Origin of the sequence: Pseudomonas sp. W17, from assembly GCF_040268305.1 — a bacterium.
Taxonomy (GTDB): Bacteria; Pseudomonadota; Gammaproteobacteria; order Pseudomonadales; family Pseudomonadaceae; genus Aquipseudomonas; species Aquipseudomonas protegens.
On record NZ_CP158490.1, the window covers coordinates 4,769,963 to 4,794,220 of the forward strand.

At 64.4% G+C, this 24,258-nt stretch carries 21 protein-coding genes and 1 pseudogene; 8 read left to right on the top strand and 14 right to left on the bottom strand.

Features of this window, described 5'->3' with window-relative positions:
- Position 1 precedes the first annotated feature (1 nt).
- The 6 genes from ABCR88_RS21895 to ABCR88_RS21920 all read right to left on the bottom strand — a co-directional run bounded on the left by ABCR88_RS21895 (position 2) and on the right by ABCR88_RS21920 (position 5,518).
- Positions 2-2,359: a fimbria/pilus outer membrane usher protein gene (locus tag ABCR88_RS21895; RefSeq protein WP_350403553.1), complete on the bottom strand. Its 2,358-nt coding sequence runs from the start codon at positions 2,357-2,359 to the stop codon at positions 2-4.
- Between the two features lie 119 nt (positions 2,360-2,478).
- Positions 2,479-3,249 carry a molecular chaperone gene (locus ABCR88_RS21900; protein ID WP_350404912.1) on the bottom strand — a complete coding sequence of 257 codons (771 nt, stop codon included), beginning with the start codon at positions 3,247-3,249 and terminating at the stop codon, positions 2,479-2,481.
- A 67-nt stretch (positions 3,250-3,316) separates the two neighbouring features.
- The gene (locus ABCR88_RS21905; RefSeq protein WP_015636326.1) at positions 3,317-3,817 is read right to left on the bottom strand and encodes a spore coat U domain-containing protein; all 501 of its coding nucleotides are present in this window, start codon (positions 3,815-3,817) and stop codon (positions 3,317-3,319) included.
- 4 nt (positions 3,818-3,821) lie between these two features.
- Complete coding sequence (locus tag ABCR88_RS21910) at positions 3,822-4,358, bottom strand: spore coat protein U domain-containing protein (RefSeq protein ID WP_232643471.1); 537 nt, start codon at positions 4,356-4,358, stop codon at positions 3,822-3,824.
- A 20-nt stretch (positions 4,359-4,378) separates the two neighbouring features.
- Entirely contained in the window at positions 4,379-4,915 is a 537-nt protein-coding gene (locus tag ABCR88_RS21915; RefSeq protein ID WP_011062241.1) for a spore coat U domain-containing protein, read from the bottom strand.
- 102 nt (positions 4,916-5,017) lie between these two features.
- Positions 5,018-5,518: a spore coat U domain-containing protein gene (locus ABCR88_RS21920; RefSeq protein ID WP_015636329.1), complete on the bottom strand. Its 501-nt coding sequence runs from the start codon at positions 5,516-5,518 to the stop codon at positions 5,018-5,020.
- 240 nt (positions 5,519-5,758) lie between these two features.
- On the opposite strand from ABCR88_RS21920, the gene zapE reads away from it, so the two are divergent.
- From zapE to ABCR88_RS21940, 4 genes are all read left to right on the top strand, one after another.
- Positions 5,759-6,889 (top strand): cell division protein ZapE, encoded by a 1,131-nt coding sequence (gene zapE / locus ABCR88_RS21925; protein ID WP_236185144.1) that lies wholly within the window; start codon positions 5,759-5,761, stop codon positions 6,887-6,889.
- Positions 6,886-7,500, top strand: coding sequence for a hypothetical protein (locus ABCR88_RS21930; protein ID WP_077934507.1), 615 nt, complete (start codon positions 6,886-6,888; stop codon positions 7,498-7,500). Before zapE ends, ABCR88_RS21930 begins: the two co-directional genes overlap by 4 nt.
- A complete protein-coding gene (locus ABCR88_RS21935; protein ID WP_350022978.1) occupies positions 7,487-7,855 on the top strand; it encodes a hypothetical protein in 369 nt (122 codons plus the stop codon). The genes ABCR88_RS21930 and ABCR88_RS21935 overlap by 14 nt, the downstream gene beginning before the upstream one ends.
- 89 nt (positions 7,856-7,944) lie before the next feature.
- A complete protein-coding gene (locus ABCR88_RS21940; RefSeq protein WP_072444557.1) occupies positions 7,945-9,258 on the top strand; it encodes a leucine-rich repeat-containing protein kinase family protein in 1,314 nt (437 codons plus the stop codon).
- Between the two features lie 65 nt (positions 9,259-9,323).
- Here the strand turns inward: ABCR88_RS21940 and ABCR88_RS21945 are convergent, their stop codons facing one another.
- The 3 genes and pseudogenes from ABCR88_RS21945 to ABCR88_RS21955 form a co-directional block, all read right to left on the bottom strand.
- Entirely contained in the window at positions 9,324-10,028 is a 705-nt protein-coding gene (locus ABCR88_RS21945) for a YebC/PmpR family DNA-binding transcriptional regulator (RefSeq protein ID WP_011062247.1), read from the bottom strand.
- A gap of 108 nt (positions 10,029-10,136) precedes the next feature.
- Positions 10,137-11,528 (bottom strand): FAD-dependent oxidoreductase, encoded by a 1,392-nt coding sequence (locus ABCR88_RS21950; RefSeq protein ID WP_350022979.1) that lies wholly within the window; start codon positions 11,526-11,528, stop codon positions 10,137-10,139.
- Between the two features lie 98 nt (positions 11,529-11,626).
- A pseudogene (locus ABCR88_RS21955) lies at positions 11,627-12,951 on the bottom strand (MFS transporter).
- 286 nt (positions 12,952-13,237) lie between these two features.
- On the opposite strand from ABCR88_RS21955, the gene ABCR88_RS21960 reads away from it, so the two are divergent.
- Positions 13,238-14,125 (top strand): LysR substrate-binding domain-containing protein, encoded by an 888-nt coding sequence (locus ABCR88_RS21960; RefSeq protein ID WP_011062250.1) that lies wholly within the window; start codon positions 13,238-13,240, stop codon positions 14,123-14,125.
- Between the two features lie 171 nt (positions 14,126-14,296).
- On the opposite strand, the gene ABCR88_RS21965 is transcribed toward ABCR88_RS21960, so the two are convergent.
- A complete protein-coding gene (locus ABCR88_RS21965) occupies positions 14,297-15,157 on the bottom strand; it encodes a LysR substrate-binding domain-containing protein (protein WP_161466494.1) in 861 nt (286 codons plus the stop codon).
- Between the two features lie 110 nt (positions 15,158-15,267).
- Between ABCR88_RS21965 and ABCR88_RS21970 the strand changes: the two genes are divergently transcribed.
- The 3 genes from ABCR88_RS21970 to ABCR88_RS21980 all read left to right on the top strand — a co-directional run bounded on the left by ABCR88_RS21970 (position 15,268) and on the right by ABCR88_RS21980 (position 18,062).
- A complete protein-coding gene (locus ABCR88_RS21970) occupies positions 15,268-16,377 on the top strand; it encodes a 2-aminoethylphosphonate--pyruvate transaminase (RefSeq protein WP_041119121.1) in 1,110 nt (369 codons plus the stop codon).
- Positions 16,378-16,478: 101 nt separating this feature from the next.
- Complete coding sequence (gene phnX / locus ABCR88_RS21975; protein WP_047287945.1) at positions 16,479-17,306, top strand: phosphonoacetaldehyde hydrolase; 828 nt, start codon at positions 16,479-16,481, stop codon at positions 17,304-17,306.
- Positions 17,307-17,507: 201 nt separating this feature from the next.
- Positions 17,508-18,062, top strand: coding sequence for a cytochrome b (locus tag ABCR88_RS21980; protein ID WP_011062254.1), 555 nt, complete (start codon positions 17,508-17,510; stop codon positions 18,060-18,062).
- Here ABCR88_RS21980 and ABCR88_RS21985 read toward each other — a convergent pair.
- From ABCR88_RS21985 to ABCR88_RS22000, 4 genes are all read right to left on the bottom strand, one after another.
- A complete protein-coding gene (locus ABCR88_RS21985) occupies positions 18,053-18,982 on the bottom strand; it encodes a 1-aminocyclopropane-1-carboxylate deaminase (RefSeq protein WP_350403554.1) in 930 nt (309 codons plus the stop codon). The two genes, ABCR88_RS21980 and ABCR88_RS21985, sit on opposite strands and share 10 nt — an antisense overlap.
- Positions 18,983-19,189: 207 nt before the next feature.
- Positions 19,190-21,229 carry an NADPH-dependent 2,4-dienoyl-CoA reductase gene (locus ABCR88_RS21990; RefSeq protein ID WP_011062256.1) on the bottom strand — a complete coding sequence of 680 codons (2,040 nt, stop codon included), beginning with the start codon at positions 21,227-21,229 and terminating at the stop codon, positions 19,190-19,192.
- A 159-nt stretch (positions 21,230-21,388) separates the two neighbouring features.
- A complete protein-coding gene (locus tag ABCR88_RS21995) occupies positions 21,389-22,534 on the bottom strand; it encodes an EstA family serine hydrolase (protein WP_011062257.1) in 1,146 nt (381 codons plus the stop codon).
- Between the two features lie 148 nt (positions 22,535-22,682).
- Entirely contained in the window at positions 22,683-23,750 is a 1,068-nt protein-coding gene (locus ABCR88_RS22000; protein ID WP_350403555.1) for a fatty acid desaturase, read from the bottom strand.
- Positions 23,751-24,258 lie beyond the last annotated feature (508 nt).

Below are 24,258 nucleotides of genomic sequence, written 5' to 3' on the forward strand. Positions count from 1 at the left end.
GTTACTGACAGACCAGCGGGCCGATCAACGGCACCTGCTGCTGTTGCATGTCGATGTCGAACTGCGCCCGGCAGGTCTTGCCGTCGGCCAGTTCCACGTACAGGGTGTTTTGGGCCGCGAGGTTTTCCAGATAGACCAGCCCATCCCAGCCGACCACCGTCCGCGCCCCGCTCTGCTCATGGGTGACGTTGCTGCCCAGGGGCAGCTCGCGCTGCTGGGCGTCCACCAGCACCACGCTGGCGGCGATGATCCGGGTCAGCGGAAACTCCAGCAGGTAGCCGCTGCCACGCCGCACCGCCACCCGCTGCTCGACATTCGGGCTCTGCACGTTGGCCGGCAGGTTCAGCGGATCGATCTCGTACTTGCCGCGGTAATAGGCGCTGCTCCAGGGCACCAGCAGATGGCCGTTCTTGTCGGTCTGGCCCACCAGCTGGTTTTCATAGCGCACCGGGATGTCCTTGTAGCCGTCGGTACTGACCACCACGAAGGCGTCGTCGATCTGGTTGGCGGCGAACACCTGGCGGTCCATCCATACCAGTGAACCGCTGGCATCGGCCCAGCGGGTCTCGGCATCGCTGGTGCCATAGACCCCGGCCTGCAGGCGCACCGACTGCAGGCGCCAGGTCACATCGGCCTGGCGATAGTCGGCGCCACTGCCGGTGGCGTAGCCAAGGTTGTAGCCAACCCCGCCTTCGATCGGCACCGAGCGGCTGAAGTTGACCCGCTGGCGGTTTTCCCCGGTCTTGCTGCGCTCGTTGCTCAGGCTCAGGCTGCCGTGCAGGTCGAAGGGGATCACCAGTTGTGCCTGCATGGCCCAGTGGCTGTCGCCGATCTCGCGGTTGGCCGACAGGTAGAAGCTGCTGCTGTGCCACAGCGGCTTGCTCCAGGTCAGGTTCAACAGCCGGGTACGGGTCGAGTCGGCGGCGCGCACGTCGAAATAACCGGCGCCCAGGCTGCCGAAGCGCTCCAGGTTGAGGCTCAGGGTCAGTTGCTCGCTACGCTGGCTGAGGCTGGTGTAGGGGCTGTCGACAACCGTCAGGTCGGCGTACTGATCACGCCGCTGCACCCGCTGGTAGGCGACGCTGTAGCGCTGGCTGCTGTACTGATAGCCAAGGCTCAACTGCTGGCCGCCGTCGCCGTCGAAACGGCTCTGGCTGACGGCGGTATTGATCACCCCGAACTGCCCCAGCCGCAGGTTGCCGCCGACCCCGCCCAGGGTCAGGGAGTCCGAGGCTTCGGCATGGCCTTCCAGGGTCAGGCTATCGCTCAGGCCGTAGCGCAGGCTGCCGGAAGTCACCCCCGGGCCATAGCCGAAGTCGCGCAGGGTATAGTCCCGGCGCAAGGTGCCCGCGGCCACCGAGAAGTCCGTCAGGCCCTTTTGCAGTAAGGTGCTGGTGACGTAGAACGGCACCGTGGTGGACACCTGCCGGCCAAGGGCATCGGTGGTGACCACCACCGCTTCGCCGGCGCCGTTGATGAAGGGAATGTTGGTCAAGGTGTAGGGGCCGGGCTGCAGGTCGGCGCTGCTGGATTTGTAGCCGTTGATGAACAGGTCCACCGAGGACGGCACCGCTGCTTCCCCGGCGAACTGCGGCAAGGGATAGGTCACCAGGTCCGGACGCACCGAGAAATCCCGGGACAGTTGCACCCCGCCCAGGCGCACCGAGTTGCTCCAGGGCAAGGCGCCACTGATCAGGTCGCCGGCCTCGTAAGTCAGCAGGCGTTCATCGTCGGAAAAACGCCAGGTGGTGTCATAGCGTCGGTAACCGTTGTTCAGGGAGCTGTTCCCAACCCCCGACAGGGTCTGGCGGTACTGCCCGGTGTTGGACAGCGTGCCCCAGGAGTCGAACAGCCGCACCTCGTTCCAGGCCGCCAGGTAGGTGCCGCCGTCATCGGTGTCGTTGAGGTACAGGTCGTAGTTGAGCAACCCGCCGAAGCTGCTCAGGGCCGGGGTCCGTGGGTAGGCCTGGCGGCTGCCGATGAATTGCTCCGGCAGCCAGTCGGGCGGCACGTCCAGCAGCAGCCGCTGGCCCTGGCTGTCGTAGTCGCTGTGCAGGCCCGGCAGGCTGTCCAGGTCGACCTCGGCGCCCAGCCCCTCAGGCAGCTTGATCCCGGTTTCACGCAGGGTTTGCGCCGACAGAAACAGCCGGCCGGAGCGCTGCTCCACGGCCACCACCTTCCCTGTGTTCATCTGATTGATCACCAGTTCCAGAAACAGCTGTGCATCGGCCATCGACTCCAGGCTGCTGGGCGGCGGCGGCAGTTCACCCGCCGGTACCTCTGCGGCCAGCATCAGGCTACACAGGCCGGTCACCAGCCCTTGCCACCTGCGAAAACGCCGAGCCGGGTCCTGGCTCATTACGGGCTCAAGTCCATCTATGGACATCTCCATCCCGGGGCGGATGCGCCACCGCGCTCACATCCGTCCGTACCTCTCCCCACCGGCCATCCGACTGGCGGCCGCGTTGCGCCTGAGGCTCAGTGCGTAGGCGCCAGGTCCTGTACCTGCGGTGCTCCATTGACCCGCAGTTGCAGGGTCGACTCGGCCGCCAGGGTTTCCGGCACCGGCCAGCGCATCACCGCCCCGGGCAACACATAGCCCAGCAGCCCTGGCGCCACGGGCCGGGCCTGCCCGCCCTGCTTGAAAGCCACATCGGTCAGGCGGGCGTGCACCGCACCCTGGTTGCGCAGCTCGAAAAACGTCTTGCCGTCCACTGCCACCTTGCGCCAGCTCAGGTCCGGCACGCCGGCGCCCTTGGGATTGCGTGGACGGGAGGTGTCTTCCTTGCTCCACAGCCCGGCGCCATAGGCGAACAAAGGCACCGAGTAGCGCATCTGGAAGCGGATCGCTGCCGCACTCTTGGCATCCCCTTCCGGGGTGATGGGCTTGGCCGAGGGAATCTCGTCGATGATGATCCGGTACGCCAGCTCCTGCCCCGGTGGCACCTCGCGGGTTCGGGTCAGGCGTACCAGCTGCTTCTGCCCCGGCTCGATCTTCGCCACCGGCGGGCTGCCGATGACATCGCGCTGGTTCTGGTACTGGTCGGCAAAGCCGCTCTGGCTCCAGGCAAACACCCGGATCTGCAGGTTGGCGGTCTCGGTACCTCGGTTCTCCAGCCACAGCGCGCTGGCCTGCTGATCGGCCTCCAGTACCGGGTCGATCGGCCAGATCAGCACCGAACTGGCGGCCTGGACCCTGGGTACAACTGCCAACAGCCCCGCCAGGATCAGATAACCGGTCCCCCGCATGCCCTGCAAAGATAAATGCATACTGCTACTCCTTGTCCGCCTGCCGGCTGGTTATGAATGCGCCCCATCACCACGACAGCTGCACCTGCAGCACATCGCTGTACGTCCCCCCAGGCTGATTGCCCGGCAACTGCACCTGCCCGTAGATCGGCAGGCTGATGTTATTGGCATCGCTGTAGGCCACGGCCACGCTCTGGCCTATCCCCAGGCTCTGGCTGTAGCCCGCATCGCGAAACAACTGATAGGCCACCCGTGCACTGCCGCTATTGAGCTGCATGTGCCGGCCGCTGCTGTTGTACTGGCCTCCGTCCACCGTCATGTTCAGGGTCACCCCCGGCGTGCACTGCAACTGCACGCCCCCGGTGAGCGCCACTCTGACCGTGCTGGTGGACAGCGCCGACTGGCTGCCGAAGGCCAGGCTGCCGTAGTTGCTGACGCCCCCCACCACCAGGCACCCGGCGGTGATGGTGGCGCTGACCTGGAAGCTCTGGCTGGTGGCCGCAGCGATCCACCCCGGCCAGGCACTCGCGCAGGCCAGGAGCAGCAGCGCACAAGCGTGGCTGGCCATGGCATCAGAAGGTCAGTTGCACGGACACCGTATCGGTGTAGGTGCCGGCCGGTAGCCCCGCCTTGCCCGCCGCCTTGCCATAGAGGTTCACGGTTTGCGCCACCCCGGTGCTTGGCGCCAGGTTGATCACGCCGTTGATCGCGACGATCTGCGAATGCCCGGAGTCGGTGTACAGGTCATAGGGCACATAGTTGGCCACCCCGTCGAACAGGGCCCGGGTGCCACCGGTGGACTTGCCGTCATTGGCGCCGCCCTGGATGGTCAGGGTCGGCGTGGTGCCGGTGGAGCATAGGATCGACAGCGCGCCGCCACCGCCGCCCAGCACTTGGCCGGTGGCAGTGGTGAACAGGCTGTTGGTGGTGCCGAAGTTCAGGGCACCGAAGTTCAGCCCGGTGCTGCCGCCGACGCCGTTGACCTGGCAACTGCTGGTGAGGATCAGGGTCGAGCTGATCTGCCCGGTGACCGTGGTGGCGGCATTGGCCGTTGAAGCCATGACCAGCCCCAACAGAGGCCAGCCGATTCTGGATACAAGCGCGTGCATGATGTGTGTCCTCTCATGGTTTACCAATCCAGCGTGATGGTCAGGGTGTCGGTGTAGAGCCCTGCCGGAACCGCGCGGGTATTCGCGACCACAGAGCCGAACACCGGGATGGGAATCCGTCTGCCGCTGCTCACTGCGAAATTGCGCTGCTGGCCGATGCTGTAGCTGTCGCTACCGGATGCATCGACGAACAATCGATAGGGGATGGTCTGGCGGCCATTGCTCAAGCGCCGGGTCGTGCCGTCGCCGTTGAGGCCGCCATTGATGGTCACGGTGAAGCCGGTGACCGAGGAGTTGCAGGCCACCTGCAGCTGGCCCTCGGCGCTGTTGGTGAGGCTGGCCTTGATCGGCGCGACCCAGGTCGGGCCCTGCTGGCCGAAGTTGAGCATGCCCGGGTCGCCGATCGGGCTGGCAGATGGATCGCCGCCGCTGCTGACCTGGCAGGCAGCGGTAATCACCAGGCGTGCCTGGATCTGCCCGCTGATTGCCGCCTGGGCGTCATCCGCCAACAGGCACAACGAGCCCAGGGCGACAATCGTCCAGGTCCTGCCTTTCATTGCAGCCATCCCAGTTCCATCAGGACTCCCACATGGGCCGTTCACCATGAACCGCCCTCCCTGCTCTGCCCCGTTACTGATGGCAGCATTCATGCCCCGGCCCTACCAGGTCAGGGTCACTTTCAATACATCGGAATAACCGCCGGCCCGGGGGATCTCGGCCAAAGGTTCGATACGCCCGTACAAGGGCAGGTCCACCGTGCCGGAATCCGGCACCCGGCCACTGACCGGTACATTCACCGGCAGCGGAATCCGCCGGGCCGGGTCCTGGTAGAGGCGATAAGGAATGGGTTTGCCGGCCCGGGTGTTGCTGGCCAGGTAGCGCACTTCGCCGACACCACCGTGCAGGCCGCCGTCGATGCGCATCTGATAGGGGGTATCGGGGTTGCATTCCAGACGCGGCTGGCGGCTGCCCGGCAGCGCCGCCGACAAGGGCCCGGCCGGATCGTCCAGGCGCGCGGTGCTGCCGAAGTCCAGGGTACCGAGCTGTTCGATCCCCGCTTCGCGCTGCTGGCCGACCAACTGGCAGCCACGCAGCACATCGACCCGGACCTGCACCTGCAAGTCCGCGGCCCCTGCTGTCGCGCTGAGCAATGCGCTCATCACTGCCACACCCTTATATCCATTCAAGGCCTCAATCCTTATGAGGAGCATTCGCTGAAGTCAGGTTAGCAACCCGCGGGGAAACCGCCAGTTAGCGTATTAATTGCTCACGGCATGAGCGCTGCGCCGGGACGGCTGCAGCCATGCCTTTTCGAGATGACTGGTCGGGGCATTTTCTATTGGTTAAATTATCGCGCCGCTCTTAAGGTGAGCGGCCTGGAACCATCGGGGTAATCAACATTGGCCGCTTTACCGCCAAAATCTGCACAGGCTCGATCTCCCTGGCGTCGCCTGTTCGCCAGGCCTGCCCGCCGCCCGAGCGCCGCTGGCGCGCTGATCCATGACTACTTTCGCCATAAGGCCCTGGACCTGGGCTACACCCTGAGCCATGGCCAGTTGCAGGTGATCGAGCGCATGGGGCAACTGGCCGACGCCCTGGAGCAGGCCGCCCCGCAGGCGCCGAGCCTGTACCTGTATGGCGCCGTGGGGCGGGGCAAGAGCTGGCTGCTGGACGGCTTCTTCCGCGCCCTGCCCATCGCCGAGAAACAGCGCCTGCATTTCCATGACTTCTTCGCCCAACTGCACCAGGGCATGTTTCGCCACCAGCAGCAGGCCGATGCCCTGGAAACCACCCTGGACGAGCTGCTCCGCCAGTGCCGGGTACTGTGTTTCGATGAGTTCCATGTCCACGACATCGGCGACGCCATGCTCATCACCCGGCTGTTCAAGGCCCTGTTCAAGCGCGGCATCGTGCTGCTGGTGACCTCCAACTACGCCCCCGAAGGCCTGCTGCCCAACCCGCTGTACCATGCCCGCTTCAAACCGGTGATCGAACTGATCAACGCGCGCATGCAGGTCATGGAAGTCGGCGGTGCCGAGGATTACCGGACCCACGCGCAAACCCACGAGCAACAGGCCTTTACCCGGGGGCAGTATCTCTGGCCCGGCACCGCGGCCCAGCGCCAGGCGCTCAAGCTGCCCGAACGCCATGCCCCGGCAACGCTGCTGCAGGTCGGCAGCCGCCAGCTGACCACCCGCCAGCGCCAGCAGCGCAGCATCCGCTTCGAATTCAACGACCTGTGCCAGCAGCCCACGGCAGTCATGGACTACCTGGAACTGAGCCGCCAGTTCGACACCTGGATCATCGATGAACTGCCGCCACTGGCGGAGTGCTCGATCGCCGCCCAGCAGCGCTTCATCAATCTGATCGACGTGCTCTACGACCAGGACAAGCGCCTGCTGCTGATCGGCCAGCGCCCGCTGGCCGAAAGCCTGGGCGGCCACGCCATCGACCTGGCCCGCACCCGCAGCCGCCTCGGGCAATTGCAGGAAATCGGCCCCGAGCACCCGCTTGAGCAGGTAGCCACATGAGTTCGATCAGCTTTTGCGAGCTGGTGTGCCTGCACCTGCAAGATTCAACCCTCCAGCACTCCCGGCTATTTGGCCTGGAGAGTTTCTCGGCAGCCGAACTGGCGGCCAAAGGCTATGAGCGGGTCGGCGAGCCCCAGGACTTTCACCAGTATGAAAAAAGCTGCACGACGCGCTACCACCAGCGAACCCTGGAGGTGCTGTTCAAGTGCTACTTCCTTGACCGGCAACGGGTCGGCAGTGGCTTCAACCTGGCCCCCGGGGCCCGCCTGACGTCGGTGCTCAAGTACAGGAAACGCCTTGCAGCCCAGCAAAACCTGCCCCCTTCACAGTTGGCGTTCCATTTCTCGGACGACAAGCAGGAAGGCGCGGTGATTCTGGATGACCGGCACGTCATGCGTTTCAACCAATGGAGCCGCCAGGGCGCCTACCTGCTTGCAACCCTGGAGAGCGACTTCGACCTGGAAAGCCCGCTGGGCAGAGCCGCCACCGGATCGGTAAAAAATACCCTGGAGCACCACAGCCTGGAGTCGATGCTGGCTGAAGCCGGGAACTCCAGGCACCCCGCGGCATTTCGCCGGCTGGCTGGAGCACTGCAAGATGCAAGCATTTGACCGCAAAGAGATTTACCGACTGGCAGAGGCGCTCTTGCGCGCCATTGAACATGCCCAGCCGACGGCATTGGCGGCAGTTGGCGTGAGCCCGGCCATTTATGCAGAAATCCTCGAAGAGCTGGACAGCTCGGGAGAACAGGCCGGCGACCTGGCCCTTGCGCCCTATGACCGGGCATTCCAGCCGGACCGCAGCGGCCGGGTCGCCCTGGACCTTTACCCGCTGGGCACCGAGCCATCGACCATGAGAGTGGCCTGCCAGCTGTGGTCCAAAGGCCGCAAGACCGACCTGACCCTGATTGCCGACTACGTTCAGGGAGCGGGCGCGTTGGCCTTCAGGCTGCTGGAAACCCAATAGCCCCCATCCCATGGCCGCTCAGGCAGCAGAAACCGCCGAACTGCTTTATTCTGCCCGCCTTTTTCTTCTTTCGAGTGTTGACGCTGTTCATGGATACCCTTGCTCAACTGCGGGCTGGCCAACTGGCCGGCATCAAGCGCCTGGACCTGTCCTGCGGGCTGACCGAGTTCCCCCGGGAAATCTTCGATCTGGCCGACTCCCTGGAGATCCTCAACCTCAGTGGCAACGCCCTGAGCAGCCTGCCCGAGGACCTGCACCGGCTCACTCGCCTGCGCATCCTGTTCTGCTCGGACAACCGGTTCAGTGAAGTACCGGCCTGCCTCGGCCAATGCCTGCAACTGAGCATGATCGGCTTCAAGGCCAACCGCATCGAGCGGGTGCCGGCCGCCGCCCTGCCACCGCAACTGCGCTGGCTGATCCTCACCGATAACCGCATCGCTGAGCTGCCGGAAGAACTGGGCCAGCGCCCGCTGCTGCAAAAACTCATGCTCGCCGGCAACCGCCTGACCCGCCTGCCCGAAAGTCTGGGCCAGTGCCACCGCCTGGAACTGCTGCGGATTGCCGCCAACCGCCTGACCGAGCTGCCGCCGTTCCTCCTGGCCCTGCCGCGCCTGACCTGGCTGGCCTACGCCGGCAATCCGCTGGAGTCGGAAGCCGACGCCACGGCGCTGGCATCCACGCCAAGCATCCCCTGGAGCGAACTGACCCTGGAACAGCGCCTGGGCGAAGGCGCCTCGGGGGTGATTCACCAGGCGCAGTGGCAGCCCGCCGGGCAACCGCCGCGAGCGGTGGCGGTCAAGCTGTACAAGGGCGAGATGACCAGCGACGGCTCGCCGCTGCATGAAATGAACGCCTGTATCAGCGCCGGGCTGCACCCGAACCTGATCCGCGTCGAAGGCCGCATCCTCGACCACCCCCAGGGCCAGAACGGCCTGGTGATGCAGTTGATCGACAAAAGTTTTGCCAACCTTGCAGCGCTGCCCAGCCTGGATTCCTGCTCCCGGGATATCTACCCGGACGACGCCCGCTTCAACGCCGACGTAACCCTGGGCATTGCCCGCGGCATCGCCTCGGTGGGCGCGCACCTGCACGCCCAGGGCATCACCCATGGCGACCTCTATGGCCACAACTCCTTGTGGAACGCCCAAGGCGACTGCCTGCTGGGGGATTTTGGCGCAGCGTCCTTCCATGCCCAGGACGACACCGTGCAAAGCCGGGCGCTGCAACGCCTGGAAGTGCGGGCCTTCGGTATCTTGCTGGAGGAATTGCTGGAGCGCGGGGATGGCTCGCTGAGCCTGGAGCAGCGGCAGAAACTGGCGGCGCTGGTGCAGCGCTGCTGCCAGCCGGAGGTACTGGCGCGACCGGGCTTTACCCAGGTCTGCGAGGAATTGGCGGGGCTTTAAAACAGCTTCGCCGGCCAGCCGGCTCCTACAAAGGTATGCAGGAGCGGGCTGGCCGGCGAATCGCCTTAGCCTGCCAGGCCGACGAACATGTCCTGCACGTCGTCATGGTTGTCCAGGCCTTCGAGGAACGCCTCGACTTCAGCCATCTGCTCATCGCTCAGGCCGCTGACCGGGTTCTTCGGCTGGTAGCCAAGCTTGGCCGAAAGCACGGTGAAACCTTGCTCGGGCAGGGCTTTCTGTACCGCATCCAGGTCCGCAGGCTCGGTCAGGAACAGGGTCGCGCCCTCTTCGCCCGGCTCGAAGTCCTGGGCTCCAGCCTCGATGGCGGCCAGTTCCGGATCGGCGTCCGGACTGTCCGGCGAGGCCTCGATCATGCCCACGTGGTTGAAATCCCAGGACACCGAACCCGAAGCGCCCAGTTGGCCCTTGCGGAACGCCACGCGGATTTCCGCCACGGTACGGTTGATGTTGTCGGTCACGCATTCAACGATCAGGGGTACCTGGTGCGGGGCAAAACCTTCGTAGGTCACGCGGTGGTACTGCACGGTCTCGCCCAGCTGGCCCGAGCCTTTCTTGATGGCACGCTCCAGGGTCTCGCGGGGCATCGAAGCCTTTTTCGCCTGTTCCACCACCAGCCGCAGGTGGGCGTTGGTGGCGGTGTCGGCGCCGTTACGTGCGGCGATGGTGATCTCTTTGACCAGCTTGCCGAAAATCTTGCCCTTGGCATTGGCTGCCGCTTCTTTGTGTTTAACCTTCCACTGTGCGCCCATTACTCACTCTCTTGATCTATGGCGTCGAGTTGGATTTGGCCGACGCGATGGGCAAGTTTATACGTCCTCAAGGCCCTGATCGACCAAAAAGTCAGTGGCCGGCAGGCTTCAGCCCTTGTCGGCCTTGCCGGCCGCCGCAGCGAAACGCGCCAGGCGCACATCCAGGTGCCGCGGCCGGCGCCCGTGGTCCTCGGCCCGTTCCTTGCGGCGGATGGCGTTGCGCACCACCAGCGAACCCAGGTAGCGGATCGGCTCCGGCGGGAAGTAGCCCAGGGGGCCATTGACCAGCGGCGAGCGAGTCCAGGGGTTGTCCAGCCCCTGCACCAGGGAGGCGAGGATCTGCCCGCCCATATGGCAGGGGCCGACGCCGCTGCCGGAATACCCGAAACCGTAGAACACATTGCCCGCGCGGCTCATCTGGCCGAAGAACGGCAAGCCGGTCACCGAGCGATCCGACGGGCCATTCCAGGTGGCCGCCACCGGCACGTCGGCAAAGGCCGGGAAGAACTGCCCCAGGCTGCGCTTGAGCAAGCCGGCGTAGGGCGACGGCTGGTCGAACACCGGCAGCATCCGCCCGCCATAGGCGAAGGTGTTGCCGCCCTTGCCGAGCATGATCCGACCGTCCGGGGTGTTGTGGTAGTAGTGCACGAAGATCCGCGAATCCAGCACCGTCACGCCGCTGGTCAGGCCGATCTGCTGCAGCAGTTGGGGCCGCGGCTCGGTGATCAGCATGTCGCTGGAAACAATCGCCACGCTGCGCTCGAATTGCGGGAAGGCTCGGGCCATCCAGGCATTCATCGCCAGTACCACGCGCTCGGCGCGGATCTGCCCCAGGGGCGTGCGCAACAGCGCCGGGCGCCCCTCCTCCAGCCCGGTCATGGCGGTGTTCTCATGAATCCTCACGCCCAGTTGCAGGGCCACCCGGCGCAGCCCGCGCACCAGCAGGCCCGGCTGTACGCTGGCCGCCGCCGGCGAATACCAGCCCTCCAGATGCTGGCTGGAACCGGCCATGCGCTGCACGTCGGCCAGGGGTCGCTTGTCGAAGGAGTTGATGCCGCGGCGCTCCAGCGCAGCGATCACGCCATCGGTGGAGCCGACCTGGGCCGGGTTGGTGGCCGTGTACAAAGTGCCGTCGAGACGGTACTGGGCATCCACCCCGTAACGCTCGCAGAAGGCGCCGATGGCATAGATGCTCTGCTCGGACTCCTTGACCAGGCGCACGGCCTCCTCGACACCGAACAGCCGCTCCAGGGTGAAGTACTTGGCCGACCAGGACAGCGCGCAGCCGCCGTTGCGCCCACTGGCACCGGCGCCGCAGATATCCGCCTCGATCAGCAGCACGTCCAGCCCGGGGTGCTGCTCCTTGAGCATGATGGCGGTCCACAGCCCGGTGTAGCCGCCGCCGACAATCGCCACCTGGCAGGTGGTATCGCCCGCCAGTGGCGGGCACGCCGGTGAGGGTTGCTGTTGCAGGGCCTGTTCCAGCCAGAAAGGTCGCATGGTGAGTCTCCAGGTAAAAAACGGCGAGTGGGTTCGCTGACAAGCCTGCCCCTACAAGCCTTCGTAGGAGCCGGTTTGCCGGCGAAGAGGCCCGAAAGTCAGGTACGCAGCGGTTTGATCAGCAAAGGTCCATTGGGAACGAGTGCGCGCACCGGCTCGAGCCCTTGGGGCCGGCTGTTCCAGTACGGCACCAGCACCAGGGCCGAGACCAGGGCGCAGGCGGCAAACACGATGAACACCGTGACCGTGTCGAAGTAACCCGGCAGCAGGCCACCCAGCACCGCGCCCACCGAGCCGCAGCCATTGACGAAACCGGCCGCGGTGGCCCCGGCCTTGGCCGAGCCGAAGTCGATGGCTGCAGCGCCACAGATCATCGAGTCCGGCCGTACAGGGTCAGGCCCATGAAAAACAGCAGGGCCATCACCAGCACGACGCTGCCGGTATGCAGAGCGCCCATGAACAGCGCCAGGGACAGGGTCAGCGCCAGCAGGCTGATGACACAGGCCGGCATGCGCCGGGCGCCGAACAGCTTGTCCGAGGCCAGGCCGATCATCACCGGCCCCAACAGCCCGGCCAGCTCGAAGCTGGTGGGCACGATCGCCGCCCCCACCTTGCCCACCGAGGGCATCTGTTCGTAGACGATCACCGGCCCCCACAGCAGGATCGCGTAGCGCGCCGGCTTGAGCAGGAAGTACGACAGCCCGAGGATCAGCACCGTGCGGTTGCGCAGGATCTCGCGCAGCGGTTCCCAGACGCTCATGCGCCGTTCGGCGGCGTCTTCTTCGGCGCTCTGCGGGGGCAATGGCTCCACGGCCGGCAGGCCCACGTCCTCCGGGGTATTGCGCTGGAAGATGAAGAACAGCACCGCGGTCAGGCCCACCACCACCGCACTGGAAATGAACGCCGCGTGCCAGGTGCCGATCAGCGTATAGGCCCACCAGCCGGCAAAGGGCGAGGCCACCAGGCCGCCGAAGGCGTAGCAGGAACTCCACAGCCCCAGCACCCTGCCGCGCTGCCCGGCGGGAAAGAAACTGCCGATGTTCTTGCACAGCCCCGACCAGCCCGTGGACTGCGCCAGCCCCTGGACCAGCATGCAGGTGGCGAACACCGGCAAGGTGGCGAAGCTGCCCATGACCAGCGCCGCAGCGGCGGAGATCAGCAAGCCGCCCAGCACCACCACCCGCGGGCCGAAGCGGTCGGCGAAGATGCCCCAGGTGAACTGCCCCACGGCGTAGGCCGCCAGGTAGATGGCGTCGAGGTTGGCCATGGCCATCTTGTCGAGGGTGAAGTCGGGATCGTCGGCGATCCCCAGCTTGGCGACGGAAAAGGCTTTGCGGGTGAAGTAGAACGCCGCGTAGGCGATCCAGGTGATGGCGAAAATCTGCACGCGCCAACGTTTGATGGTGCCGATCTGCTTGTTCATTGTGGTTCTGACCTCAGGGTGAGTGTGCCGGCAGGATGCGAAGCAAACGCCTGTGTTTTTTATTCTTGAGCACTGCAGCAGGGCCCTCGCGGCGGGCGCTGCTGGTCAGATGAGTCCTGTTGCCGGCCCGTTTCGGGGACCGAAGCTGCACACACAGGCCTCAGGGCCCGGTGCCGGTCGACCGACCGGTCACTGGGCTTGCAGGGATGGAAGCAATTACTGACTAATAAATGAAATCGATTTATCGTATTTCAAATATAAGCTCAGCTTGTAAGAGGTTTGGCCCATGTCGGTTTCCCACGCCCAATTGAAAGCCTTCCACGCCGTGGCGGTGCACGGCAGCTTCACCCGGGCGGCCGAACGCCTGTACCTGACGCAGCCGGCGATTTCCGACCAGGTGCGCAAGCTCGAAGAGCGCTTCGGGGTACTGTTGTTTCATCGCAACAAGCGCTCGGTGCGCCTGACCGACCTGGGCGAGCGCCTGCTGGCCATCACCCAGCGCCTGTTCGTGGTGGAAGCCGAAGCCAAGGAGCTGCTGCAGGAGTCCCGGGCCTTGCAGACCGGCAGCCTGGTACTGGCGGTGGATGCCCCGGTGCATGTGCTGCCGCAGATCGCCCGGTTCTGCGAGCTGTACCCCGGGATCAATGTGAAGATCGAAACCGGCAACACCGATGAATCGCTGCTGCGCCTGTTCAATTACCAGGCCGACCTGGCTCTGCTGGGGCGGGCCGTGGACGACGAGCGCCTGCTGTCTCTGACCCTGCGCAACGACCCGATGGTGGCGTTCGTCTCCCGTCACCACCCCTGGGCCGGCCGCCAGTCCATCTGCCTCGCCGACCTGGACGACACGCCCCTGGTGCTGCGGGAGGTCGGTTCGGTAACCCGCCAGACCCTGGAAGAGGAAATGAACCGCGCCGGCCTGCGCATCCGCCCGACCATCCAGGTGGAAGGTCGCGAAGCCGCGCGCGAAGCGGTGGTGGTGGGCATTGGCGTGGGGGTGGTCTCGGCGGCGGAGTTCGGCGCCGACGCCCGGGTCTGCGCCCTGCCGATCGTCGACTGCCAGCGGCGCCTGACCGAAACCCTGGTGTGCCTGCGCGAACAGAGTTCGCGACGGATCGTCGCCACCTTCCTCGACCTGGTACGCGAAAGCCTGGCCTCCCCCACCGCCCTGTAGGAGCCGGCTTGCCGGCGAAGGCAATCTCCCAGGCACCACTACCGTAGGAGCCGGCTTGCCGGCGAAGGCGATCCCCCAGACACCGAGACCGCAGGAGCCTGGCTTACCGGCGAAGGCGATCTCTCGGGCCTCTTCGCTGGCAAGCCAGCTCCTACAAGAGTGGAGGTGGGCTCAGGCTGGAGCCAGGGCGAAAAACGCCTGAATCAGGCGCAGGTCCCGGCGCCGCTCCACGCAGCCGATCATGTGCCGGTTGACCAGCCCCGCACCGCGGATCGGCACCGTGCGCACCCGCGGGTCGTGGCCAACCTCCACCGAACTGACAATGCCCGCCCCCAGGTGCGCCGCCACCGCCTCGGTCACCGCTTCGCGGCTGTCCAGCTCCAGCAGCACCCGGGGCTGGACCTGGGCCAGCCCACAGGCCTCATCGAACGTCCGGCGGGTGATCGAACCCGGTTCGCGCAGCACCATGATCACCTGGTCCAACTGCTCGATGGCGACGCCCTCGGCCAGTTCCAGCCAAGGGTGCCCATCGGGCACCAGGGCACAGATCCGCGACTCGCCCAGGCTTTGCAGGTGCAGGCCCTTGCGCGGCTCGACCTCGGTCAGCACCGCCACGTCGGCATGCTCGGACAACAGCGCCGCCAGGGTTTCCTGGGCATTGCCCAGGCGCAGGTTGACCGTCACCCCCGGGTAGCGCGCCCGCAGGCTGGCCAGCATCGGCATGACCAGATGGGGGCCGTCCGCTGCCACTTCCAGGCGCCCGGTGAGCAATTGCCGGTTGGCCTCGAGCATGGCCTGGGCCTCTTCCGCCAGGCCGAACATGGCCCGGGTAATGGCCGCCAGCTTGATGCCCTCTTCGGTCAGTTCCACCCGGCGCGCAGTGCGCCGCAGCAAGGTGATCTGGTAATGCTCTTCCAGGGCCTTGATATGCCCGGTGACCGCCGGCTGGCTGATGAACAGCCGCCCGGCGGCCCGGGTAAAGCTGCCTTCCCGGGCCACGGCATCGAATGCGCGGAGTTGAAACAGGTTCATAGCTATCGGCCTCACTGATGGCTGGCATAACAACAAACAATTTGATTGATGACAAGGCAAACTGCAATTTAGTCCCCGTAGCGTCATCCCCACCTTTTCGAGGACACAGCATGAGCATCGCCGAGCCAATCCTGCTTACCCCCGGCCCCCTGACCACCTCCGCCCGCACCCGCCAGGCAATGCTGGTGGACTGGGGTTCGTGGGATGACCGCTTCAACCAGCTGACCGCCAGCCTGTGCCAACAACTGCTGGCCATCATCCAGGGCGCCGACAGCCATCACTGCGTGCCCCTGCAAGGCAGTGGCACCTTCGCCGTGGAAGCGGCCATCGGCACCCTGGTGCCCCGCGACGGCAAGGTCCTGGTGCTGATCAACGGTGCCTACGGCAAGCGCCTGGCGAAGATCTGCGAAGTGCTCGGCCGGGATTTCAGCACCTTCGAAACCGCCGAGGACCAGCCCACCACGGCCGCGGATGTCGAGCGCCTGCTCCAGGCCGACAGCAGCATCAGCCACGTGGCGCTGATCCACTGCGAAACCAGCACCGGCATCCTCAACCCGCTGCCGGAAATCGCCCAGGTGGTGGCCAGCCATGGCAAGCGCCTGATCATCGACGCCATGAGTTCCTTCGGCGCGCTACCCATCGATGCCCGGGAAATCCCCTTCGATGCGCTGATCGCCGCCTCCGGCAAATGCCTGGAAGGCGTGCCCGGCATGGGCTTTGTCTTCGCTGCCAAGGCGTCCCTGGCCCAGGCCGGCGGCAATGCCCATTCCCTGGCCATGGACCTGCACGACCAGCACAGCTACATGGCCAAGACCGGCCAGTGGCGTTTCACCCCGCCGACCCACGTGGTCGCCGCGCTGCATGAAGCCCTGCTGCAATACGCCGAGGAAGGTGGCCTGCCGGCGCGCCACGCCCGCTACGCCGACAACTGCCAGACCCTGCTCGATGGCATGGGCGAACTGGGCCTGCGCAGTTTTCTGCCGGAAGCGATCCAGGCGCCGATCATAGTCACCTTCCACGCCCCGAAAGATCCCCGCTACCAGTTCAAGGATTTCTACGAGCGGGTCAAGGCCAAGGGTTTCATCCTCTACCCGGGCAAGCTGACCCAGGTCGAAACCTTCCGCGTGGGCTGCATCGGCCATGTCGACCGCCGCGGCATGCAGGCTGCCGTCGCCGCCATCGCCGAGGTGCTGCGGGAGATGGAAGTCCTCGACATCTGACTCCCCACCGAGCCTGTAGGAGCGAGCTTGCTCGCGAATCAGGCGACGCGATACCGAACCTTTTTCGCGAGCAAGCTCGCTCCTACACAGGCATCGAAACCATGAACTACAGCAACCCTTCTCAACTGCAAGCGGCGATCCTCGACTGGGCCGGCACCGTGGTCGACTTCGGCTCCTTTGCCCCGACCCAGATCTTTGTCGAAGCCTTCGCCGAGTTCGATGTGCAGGTGTCCATCGAAGAAGCCCGCGGCCCCATGGGCATGGGCAAGTGGGACCACATCCGCACCCTGTGCGACCTGCCGGAGGTGGCCGAGCGCTATCGCAAGGTCTTCGGCCGCACCCCGACTGACGCCGATGTGACCGCCATCTACGAACGCTTCATGCCGTTGCAGATCGAGAAGATCGCCGAGCACTCGGCGCTGATCCCCGGCGCCCTGGAGGTGATCGCCAAGCTGCGTGAACAGGGGATCAAGATCGGCTCCTGCTCCGGCTACCCCAAGCAGGTGATGGACAAGGTGGTAGCCCTGGCCGCCACCAACGGCTACACCGCCGACCACGTGGTGGCCACCGACGAAGTGCCCAACGGTCGCCCATGGCCAGCCCAGGCCCTGGCCAACGTGATCGCCCTGGGCATCGACGACGTGGCCGCCTGCGTGAAGATCGACGACACCGTACCGGGCATTCTCGAAGGCCGCCGCGCCGGCATGTGGACCGTGGCGCTGACCTGCTCGGGCAATGCCCTGGGCCTGACCTACGAAGGCTACCGGGCCCTGGCCAGCGACACCCTGGCCAGCGAGCGCAAGCGCATCCACAAGCTGTTCGAGGCTTCGCGCCCGCACTACCTGATCGACACCATCGCCGACCTGCCCCAGGTGATCGCCGACATCAACCAGCGCCTGGCCCGGGGGGAAATGCCCCAGGGCAACTGATTCAGGCACGGGGCAATATTAAAAAACGGCGGTGCCTTCGGGGCCGCCGTTTTTTCATACCCGCCCACCGCCCCGGCGCTACACAGGGGTGCGATAAAAGCCGCTACAGCTTCAGGCAGACCGGCATAAAGCGGATTACAGTTAAAGCACTCCGTCGCTCAAGAACGGAGGCTTCAGACCTGATGACCGAGGATGTCCCGTATGCCCTGGAAAAACACTGAGTCTCGCTACAGCACCATGACGATCGCCCTGCACTGGTTGATGCTGGTGCTACTGGCCGTGGTTTACGCCTGTATCGAATTTCGCGGCATCTTCCCCAAAGGCAGCGGTGGTCGCACGCTGATTGTCGAAGCCCACTTCATGCTCGGCCTGACAGTGTTTGCGCTGGTCTGGCTGCGCCTGTTCGCTCGTGCCCAGGGCGTAGCACCGAAGATCCTGCCCACCCCGCCCCACTGGCAACGGCTGCTGTCGACCCTGATGCACTGGGCGCTGTACCTGTTCATGATCGCCATGCCGATCCTCGGCTGGCTGACCACCAGCGCCAAGGGCCATCAGGTGATGTTCTACGGCCTCGACCTACCGCTGCTGCTGGCCGAGAACAAGCCACTGGCCAAGCAGCTCCAGGGCTGGCACGAACTGCTGGGTACGGTCGGCTACTGGCTGATCGGGCTGCACGCCCTGGCCGGGCTCTATCACCACTACGTGATGCGCGACAACACTCTGCAACGCATGTGGCGCAAGCGCGGTCAGGCCTGAGCCAACAGCCCGCGGCGGCCCTGCAGGCCGCCGGTATGCACAAAGATCAACCGGCAACCCGGGGCGAAACGCCCGGCCTGGACCTGTTCCTGCAAAGCCAGCAGGGCCTTGCCGGTGTACAAGGGTTCAAGCGGTAGAGTGCATTGTTGTTCAGTGAGCCGGATAAACCCGCTTAACACTTCATCGACCTTGGCAAAACCGCCGCGGCTGCTGTCCAGCAGCTGATAACCGCCGCAGCCCTGCCCGGCCTCTTGCAAGATCCCCTCGACCTGCTGCGCCACCCCGTGATCCTCGGGGACCGCCAGGGCGCCATAGACCGGATGCGCTCCGGCCTCCGCCAGCACCAGCCCGGCCAGGGTGGTGCCGGTGCCCGCGGCCAGCCACCAGCCGTGATAGTCGCTCCAGCCCAGGGCGGGCAACTGTTTTTGCACCTGTTCGCGCAACACGCGGCAGCCTGAAGCGCCCGCCAGCCCGCCTCCGCCCTCCGGCACCGGGTGCAGCCCGGGGTAGCGCGCCTGCCACTCGGCCCAGAAGCCGGGCGCGTGGCGCTCCCGGTAACCGGCGTAGCCCAGCCAGTGCAGGTGCATGCCAAACGCTTGCAGGTCGAGGACCGTCGGGGTGTCTTGCGGATGGCCGCGCAACAGCCCGACCGTGGGAAAGGCAAAACGCCGACCGGCGGCGGCCAGCGCATGCAGATGATTGGAGTGGGCGCCCCCCAGACTGATAACCCCTTGAGCGCCCAGGCTGCGGGCCGTCACCAGGTGCTCGGTGAGCTTGAACCACTTGTTGCCGCTGATCAGCGGATCGATCAGGTCCAGGCGCAATACCGCCACCTCGACCCCGGCCCGCGACAGCCAGTCCAGCTCCAGCCGTTGCAGCGGGGCGTGGGGTAACCAGTCGAAGGATTCGGGGAAGGACATCGGCAGCGGGGGTTCGGGAAAGAAGCTGCGCAGTCTATCAGCTCCAGGCCCAGGCTCATCCTTGTAGCCGCTGCCGCAGGCTGCGAACGGGTTCGCAGAACCCGCAAGACAGGCAACCGCGCTCGCTGGTTGCAGCGCGATTGCCCGCTGGGCGAGGCCTGCGGCCTCGTGCCCAGCCTGCGGCAGCGGCTACAGGACGGCAGGCCGTTACAGCTCGGCCGCCAGACGCGAACCCTGGTTGATGGCGCGCTTGGCGTCCAGTTCGGCGGCCACATCGGCACCACCGATCAGGTGCACGTTCTGCCCTGCCGCCACCAGGCCGTCCTGCAGTTCACGCAGCGGATCCTGGCCGGCACAGATGACGATGTTGTCCACCGGCAGCACCTGGGGTTCGCCGGCCTCACCGATACGGATATGCAAGCCGGCATCGTCGATCTTCAGGTACTCGACGCTGTTGAGCATCTGCACCTGCTTGTTCTTCAGACCGGTGCGATGGATCCAGCCGGTGGTCTTGCCCAGGCCGTCGCCGACCTTGGTCTTCTTGCGCTGCAAGAGGAACACCTGCCGCGCTGGTGCATGGGGCTCGGGCTTGATCCCGGCCACGCCGCCACGGGCCTGGAGCTGGGTGTCGATGCCCCATTCCTTCCAGAACGCCTGGCGATCCTGGCTGGTGGCCACACCCTGGTGCACGAGGAATTCGGAAACATCGAAGCCGATGCCGCCGGCACCGATCACTGCCACGCTCTTGCCCACCGGCTTGCGCTCCAGCAGCACGTCCAGGTAGCTGAGGACCTTGGCGTGCTCCACCCCGGGAATCGCCGGCACGCGAGGGGCAATGCCGGTGGCCAGGATGATTTCGTCAAAGCCGCCGGCCACCAGTTGCTGCACATCGACGCGGGTGTTGAGGCACAGCTCGACATGGCTGGTCTGCAACTTGCGCTTGAAGTAGCGCAGGGTCTCGAAGAACTCTTCCTTGCCCGGCACTCGCTTGGCGATGTTGAACTGGCCGCCGATCTCGCTGGCGGAATCGAACAGGGTCACCTGATGCCCACGCTCGGCGGCCACGGTAGCGGCGGACAGGCCCGCCGGGCCGGCACCGACCACGGCGATCTTCTTGATCTGCTTGACCGGCAGGTAGTTCAGCTCGGTCTCGTGGCAGGCGCGCGGGTTGACCAGGCAACTGGTGAGCTTGCCGCCGAAGGTGTGGTCCAGGCACGCCTGGTTGCAGCCGATGCAGGTATTGATTTCGTCAGCGCGGCCTTCGGCGGCCTTGTTGACGAAGTCCGGGTCGGCCAGGAATGGCCGCGCCATGGAGACCATGTCGGCATCGCCCTCGGCGAGGATCTGCTCGGCGACTTCCGGGGTGTTGATGCGGTTGGTGGTGATCAGGGGAATGCTCACCGAACCGCGCAGCTTGGCCGTCACCTTGCTGAATGCGGCACGCGGCACCTTGGTGGCGATGGTGGGGATCCGCGCTTCGTGCCAGCCGATCCCGGTGTTGATCAGGGTGGCGCCGGCCTGCTCGATGGCCTGGGCCAGTTGCACGATCTCTTCCCAGGTGCTGCCGCCTTCCACCAGGTCGAGCATCGACAGGCGGAAGATGATGATGAAGTTCGGGCCCACCGCCTCACGTACCCGGCGGACGATTTCCACCGGCAGGCGCATGCGGTTTTCATAGCTGCCGCCCCAACGATCGGTGCGGTGGTTGGTGTGGGCGGCCAGGAACTGATTAATGAAATAACCTTCCGAGCCCATGATCTCGACACCGTCGTACTCGGCCTTCTGGGCCAGGGTCGAGCAGGTGACGAAATCGCGGATCTGCTTCTCGATGCCTTCCTCGTCCAGCTCCTTTGGCTTGAACGGGTTGATCGGTGCCTGGATGGCGCTAGGAGCCACCTGCTTGGGGCTGTAGGCATAACGCCCGGCGTGAAGGATCTGCATGCAGATCTTACCGCCCGCCTCGTGCACCGCACGGGTCACGATCTGGTGCTTGAGTGCCTCTTCTTCGGTGGTCAGCTTGGCGGCCCCGGAATACACCCCGCCCTCATCGTTGGGGCCGATGCCGCCGGTGACCATCAGGCCCACGCCGCCCCGTGCACGCTCGGCAAAGTACGCCGCCATGCGCTCGAAGCCGCCGGGCTTTTCTTCCAGACCGGTGTGCATCGACCCCATCAGGGTGCGGTTGCGCAGGGTGGTGAAACCCAGGTCGAGGGGGGCCAGCAAATGCGGGTAAGGTGCTCCAGCCATGGTGTCACTCCAGATCGGGCAATCACGGAAAAATGCGGAAGCTCTGCGGCTTCCATCAGTAGTGCTGCACAGACTAAGAGCAGAACATCGGGCACTCAATGACCGTAACTGACAACTTAATGATCAGAACGCACACCCTTTTACCATCCCCCCTTCCTCTTAAAGTGCCGCGTAGGCCAGCGCGGCCAGTTGCTGCGGACGGGGATCGATCATGGTGTGCCGGCCCGAGGTGGTGGTGACAAAGCCGAAGCTCACCTCGCGTTCGGGGTCGGCAAAACTGATCGGGCCGCCCAGGCCGATATGACCGAAAGTCTCGGGCCCCATGCCGAGGGAGGCAGCCGGATCGGCCGGTTGCTCCATCATGCAGCCCAGGCCATAGCGCATGGGGCGTCGCCAGATGCGATCCATGTCATTGCTGTGCTCACGGGTGAACTCACTCAACAGGTCAGGCCCGATCAGGCGGCCCCCCAGCAATGCGCTGTAAAAGCCGGCCAGGCCATGGGCGGTGCTGTGGCCGTTGACCCCCGGCTGCCGATAGGCCCACCAGCGGGGGTCGCAGGTGCGCCGGGGGACCATGCCCGGGTTGGTAAAGGCCAGGGTCGCGACATGCTCCGGCTCGGCAATGATCACCTTGCGCAGGTCCTCCGAGTAGTAGTCGCCCACCCGCCCCTCGGCGGCATCGAAATGCGCGATACGCTCAAAATCCTGTTCCTCGACCCCCAGGTAAACCTCCAGGTCATGGGGCCGGGTGATCCGCTCGTGGATGAAGGTGCAAGGCTCTCGACCGTCGACCCGGCGAATCAACTCACCGATGACCCAGCCAAAGATAGTGGTGGCATACCCCAACCCGGTTCCTGGCTGCCACCACAATGGCTCGGCAGCCAGGATCTCAACCATGTGCTCCCAGTCATACATCATGGCGTTGTGATTGGGCCCGCGCAGCGCCGGTATGCCGGAGGTGTGGGTCATGACCTGGCGCACGGTGACCCGCCCCTTGCCACCCTGGGCAAACTCGGGCCAGTAGCGGGCCACCGGCGCGTCGAGCTCCAGCTTGCCCTCCTCCACCAGCATCAGGGCAGCCACTGCGGCCAAGGGCTTGATGGTGCAGAAGGTATTGGCCAGGGTGCCGTGGTGCCACGGCTTGTTGCCCTCCAGGTCCGCCACGCCGGCCCACAGGTCGACCACGGTCTGGCCGCCGACCTGCACACAGAGCCCGGCGCCGCGCTCCTGGGGATCATCGAACATTGCCTCGAAGGCGTGCAGCACGGCTTCGAAACCCTTCGCACATGTTCCTTGCGCTTCCATTCTCAAAACTCCCATCCATCGTCATGCCGCCCTGGCGAGAGTCGGCCAGGGTCAGCATGAGTTAAAAACCGAAACCAAGAGGCCGGTTGCATTCGTCAACGGCAATGCAAACCTGTGATAACAAGAACAATAGAGGTGCAAAAGACCTTCAGCCTCTGGACTGAAAGTGGACCGTATCCAACTTGAAACGATTTGCCCGCTTGTAGGTACCGAAGTCATTGAAACGAACTCCGGCCTTCGCCATGACTTCATGGGCATAGGGCGCCGTCATCTGTCGAAGATAAAAAGGATCTTTCACGACAAAATGATGAATACTGTGAGTACTGCCAAAGTTGAAACAGAACAACTGGAACGGCCACAGCAGCCAATGGTTCATTACTTGGGTTTGTTGTAGAGCATTGCGTGGCGCAACATCGCCGTAATAATGCATATTGGAACTGATGAAATACAGGCAGAACTGTCGAATCATATTCGGCGCAACAATAATGACCACTGCACAATCGATCACGTTCATCACTTGCAGCACTAACGGCGAACTTGGTGGCGGTACTCCTGCCAGGCCGCCCAGCCAGGTAGACAAGTGATAACCCAGGAACACATACCAACTGCCCCAGTACAGGAGCCCGAAGGGGGTATTGAGGCGAATGATCCTGGCCAGCAGTTTCATTTTCTGCCGCCAGCCCGGCGCGCAGACCGCATTCACAAAGCCGAACAGGAAGCCATCCATCAGCTTCAGCAGCCTGAGAATGCCCCAGGGGTTGCCGCTAGTGGTGATCCAGGCCTCGACATCGGTGGCGGTTCCGGACTCCTTGTGATGATGAAAGTGCAGGCCGCGCCTGAGCCAGGGGCTGGGCATTCCCGGGCGCGTCAGCCAGCACAACAGCATCATGAAGTTATGGGCCAGAGGCTGTTTCCGGAAATACAGACGGTGAATCAGGTCATGTTCAAGTTCATGAATGATCGAGGTCGACAGCGCGTTTACCAAGATGCACAACCACGCGGGCATGATGCCCTTCACATACAACACACCAGTCACCACCATAACTGTCACCGAAACAGCCATGGCACTTGCACCCAGGGCGTTCTGATAGTTCAGGACAGGATAGCGTCTGCGTAGCTCGTTACCATGCTCGGTAATTTGGTGGGTGACTTCTTCGATCTTTTGCTGGTCAGTTACGGAACGACCGCAATCAAGTTCCTTTTCTATGGAGTTCATCACTTCATCCTTTGAAGAAAATGAGTGGAGGCGAACTTCAATAGAAAGACATACTTCGATAGCAAAACAACCAATTGGGCCGAAACAGCGGCTACAACTGATAAGTGGCCCCCTGGACCGCTGGTTTTTTTAATAACTGTTATGAATGACCCAGCAGTCCACTTTGGAACTATTAGTTCGCCACTACTGAGCCTCTTCGGATAAGTCCCGAAGAACTTTCAAGATTGCTTCATTGTCGAACAACCCATCAACGTGCAAAACCTGAAGCTTCGACGAAAGTAGGGGCAACTGCACTAAACCTGACGCGCTCGATGCAGGACCGCAGCAACCTGCCAGCCCTCTCCCCCCTGAGGCGACATCGCAGGCGCAGCCCAGGGAAAAGCCCGAGACGCCACGGAAAATGACCCATTTCATGCAAAAAACCGCTCTAACACACTGTTTTCCTGTACCTTTGGTCCAAATATCCGAGAAATGTCACGATCCAGCACACGGCCGCTGACTGTTTTCC

Coding starts and splice junctions, on each gene's coding strand:
- ABCR88_RS21980 (WP_011062254.1), top strand. CDS start 17,508: ATGCCCTGGAAAAACACTGAGTCTCGCTACAGCACCATGACGATCGCC.
- ABCR88_RS21990 (WP_011062256.1), bottom strand. CDS start 21,229: ATGGCTGGAGCACCTTACCCGCATTTGCTGGCCCCCCTCGACCTGGGT.
- ABCR88_RS21935 (WP_350022978.1), top strand. CDS start 7,487: ATGCAAGCATTTGACCGCAAAGAGATTTACCGACTGGCAGAGGCGCTC.
- phnX (WP_047287945.1), top strand. CDS start 16,479: ATGAACTACAGCAACCCTTCTCAACTGCAAGCGGCGATCCTCGACTGG.
- ABCR88_RS21895 (WP_350403553.1), bottom strand. CDS start 2,359: ATGAGCCAGGACCCGGCTCGGCGTTTTCGCAGGTGGCAAGGGCTGGTG.
- ABCR88_RS21920 (WP_015636329.1), bottom strand. CDS start 5,518: ATGAGCGCATTGCTCAGCGCGACAGCAGGGGCCGCGGACTTGCAGGTG.
- ABCR88_RS22000 (WP_350403555.1), bottom strand. CDS start 23,750: ATGAACTCCATAGAAAAGGAACTTGATTGCGGTCGTTCCGTAACTGAC.
- ABCR88_RS21910 (WP_232643471.1), bottom strand. CDS start 4,358: ATGCACGCGCTTGTATCCAGAATCGGCTGGCCTCTGTTGGGGCTGGTC.
- ABCR88_RS21900 (WP_350404912.1), bottom strand. CDS start 3,249: ATGCGGGGGACCGGTTATCTGATCCTGGCGGGGCTGTTGGCAGTTGTA.
- ABCR88_RS21930 (WP_077934507.1), top strand. CDS start 6,886: ATGAGTTCGATCAGCTTTTGCGAGCTGGTGTGCCTGCACCTGCAAGAT.
- ABCR88_RS21940 (WP_072444557.1), top strand. CDS start 7,945: ATGGATACCCTTGCTCAACTGCGGGCTGGCCAACTGGCCGGCATCAAG.
- ABCR88_RS21950 (WP_350022979.1), bottom strand. CDS start 11,528: ATGCGACCTTTCTGGCTGGAACAGGCCCTGCAACAGCAACCCTCACCG.
- ABCR88_RS21945 (WP_011062247.1), bottom strand. CDS start 10,028: ATGGGCGCACAGTGGAAGGTTAAACACAAAGAAGCGGCAGCCAATGCC.
- ABCR88_RS21970 (WP_041119121.1), top strand. CDS start 15,268: ATGAGCATCGCCGAGCCAATCCTGCTTACCCCCGGCCCCCTGACCACC.
- ABCR88_RS21985 (WP_350403554.1), bottom strand. CDS start 18,982: ATGTCCTTCCCCGAATCCTTCGACTGGTTACCCCACGCCCCGCTGCAA.
- ABCR88_RS21995 (WP_011062257.1), bottom strand. CDS start 22,534: ATGGAAGCGCAAGGAACATGTGCGAAGGGTTTCGAAGCCGTGCTGCAC.
- ABCR88_RS21960 (WP_011062250.1), top strand. CDS start 13,238: ATGTCGGTTTCCCACGCCCAATTGAAAGCCTTCCACGCCGTGGCGGTG.
- ABCR88_RS21965 (WP_161466494.1), bottom strand. CDS start 15,157: ATGAACCTGTTTCAACTCCGCGCATTCGATGCCGTGGCCCGGGAAGGC.
- ABCR88_RS21905 (WP_015636326.1), bottom strand. CDS start 3,817: ATGGCCAGCCACGCTTGTGCGCTGCTGCTCCTGGCCTGCGCGAGTGCC.
- ABCR88_RS21915 (WP_011062241.1), bottom strand. CDS start 4,915: ATGAAAGGCAGGACCTGGACGATTGTCGCCCTGGGCTCGTTGTGCCTG.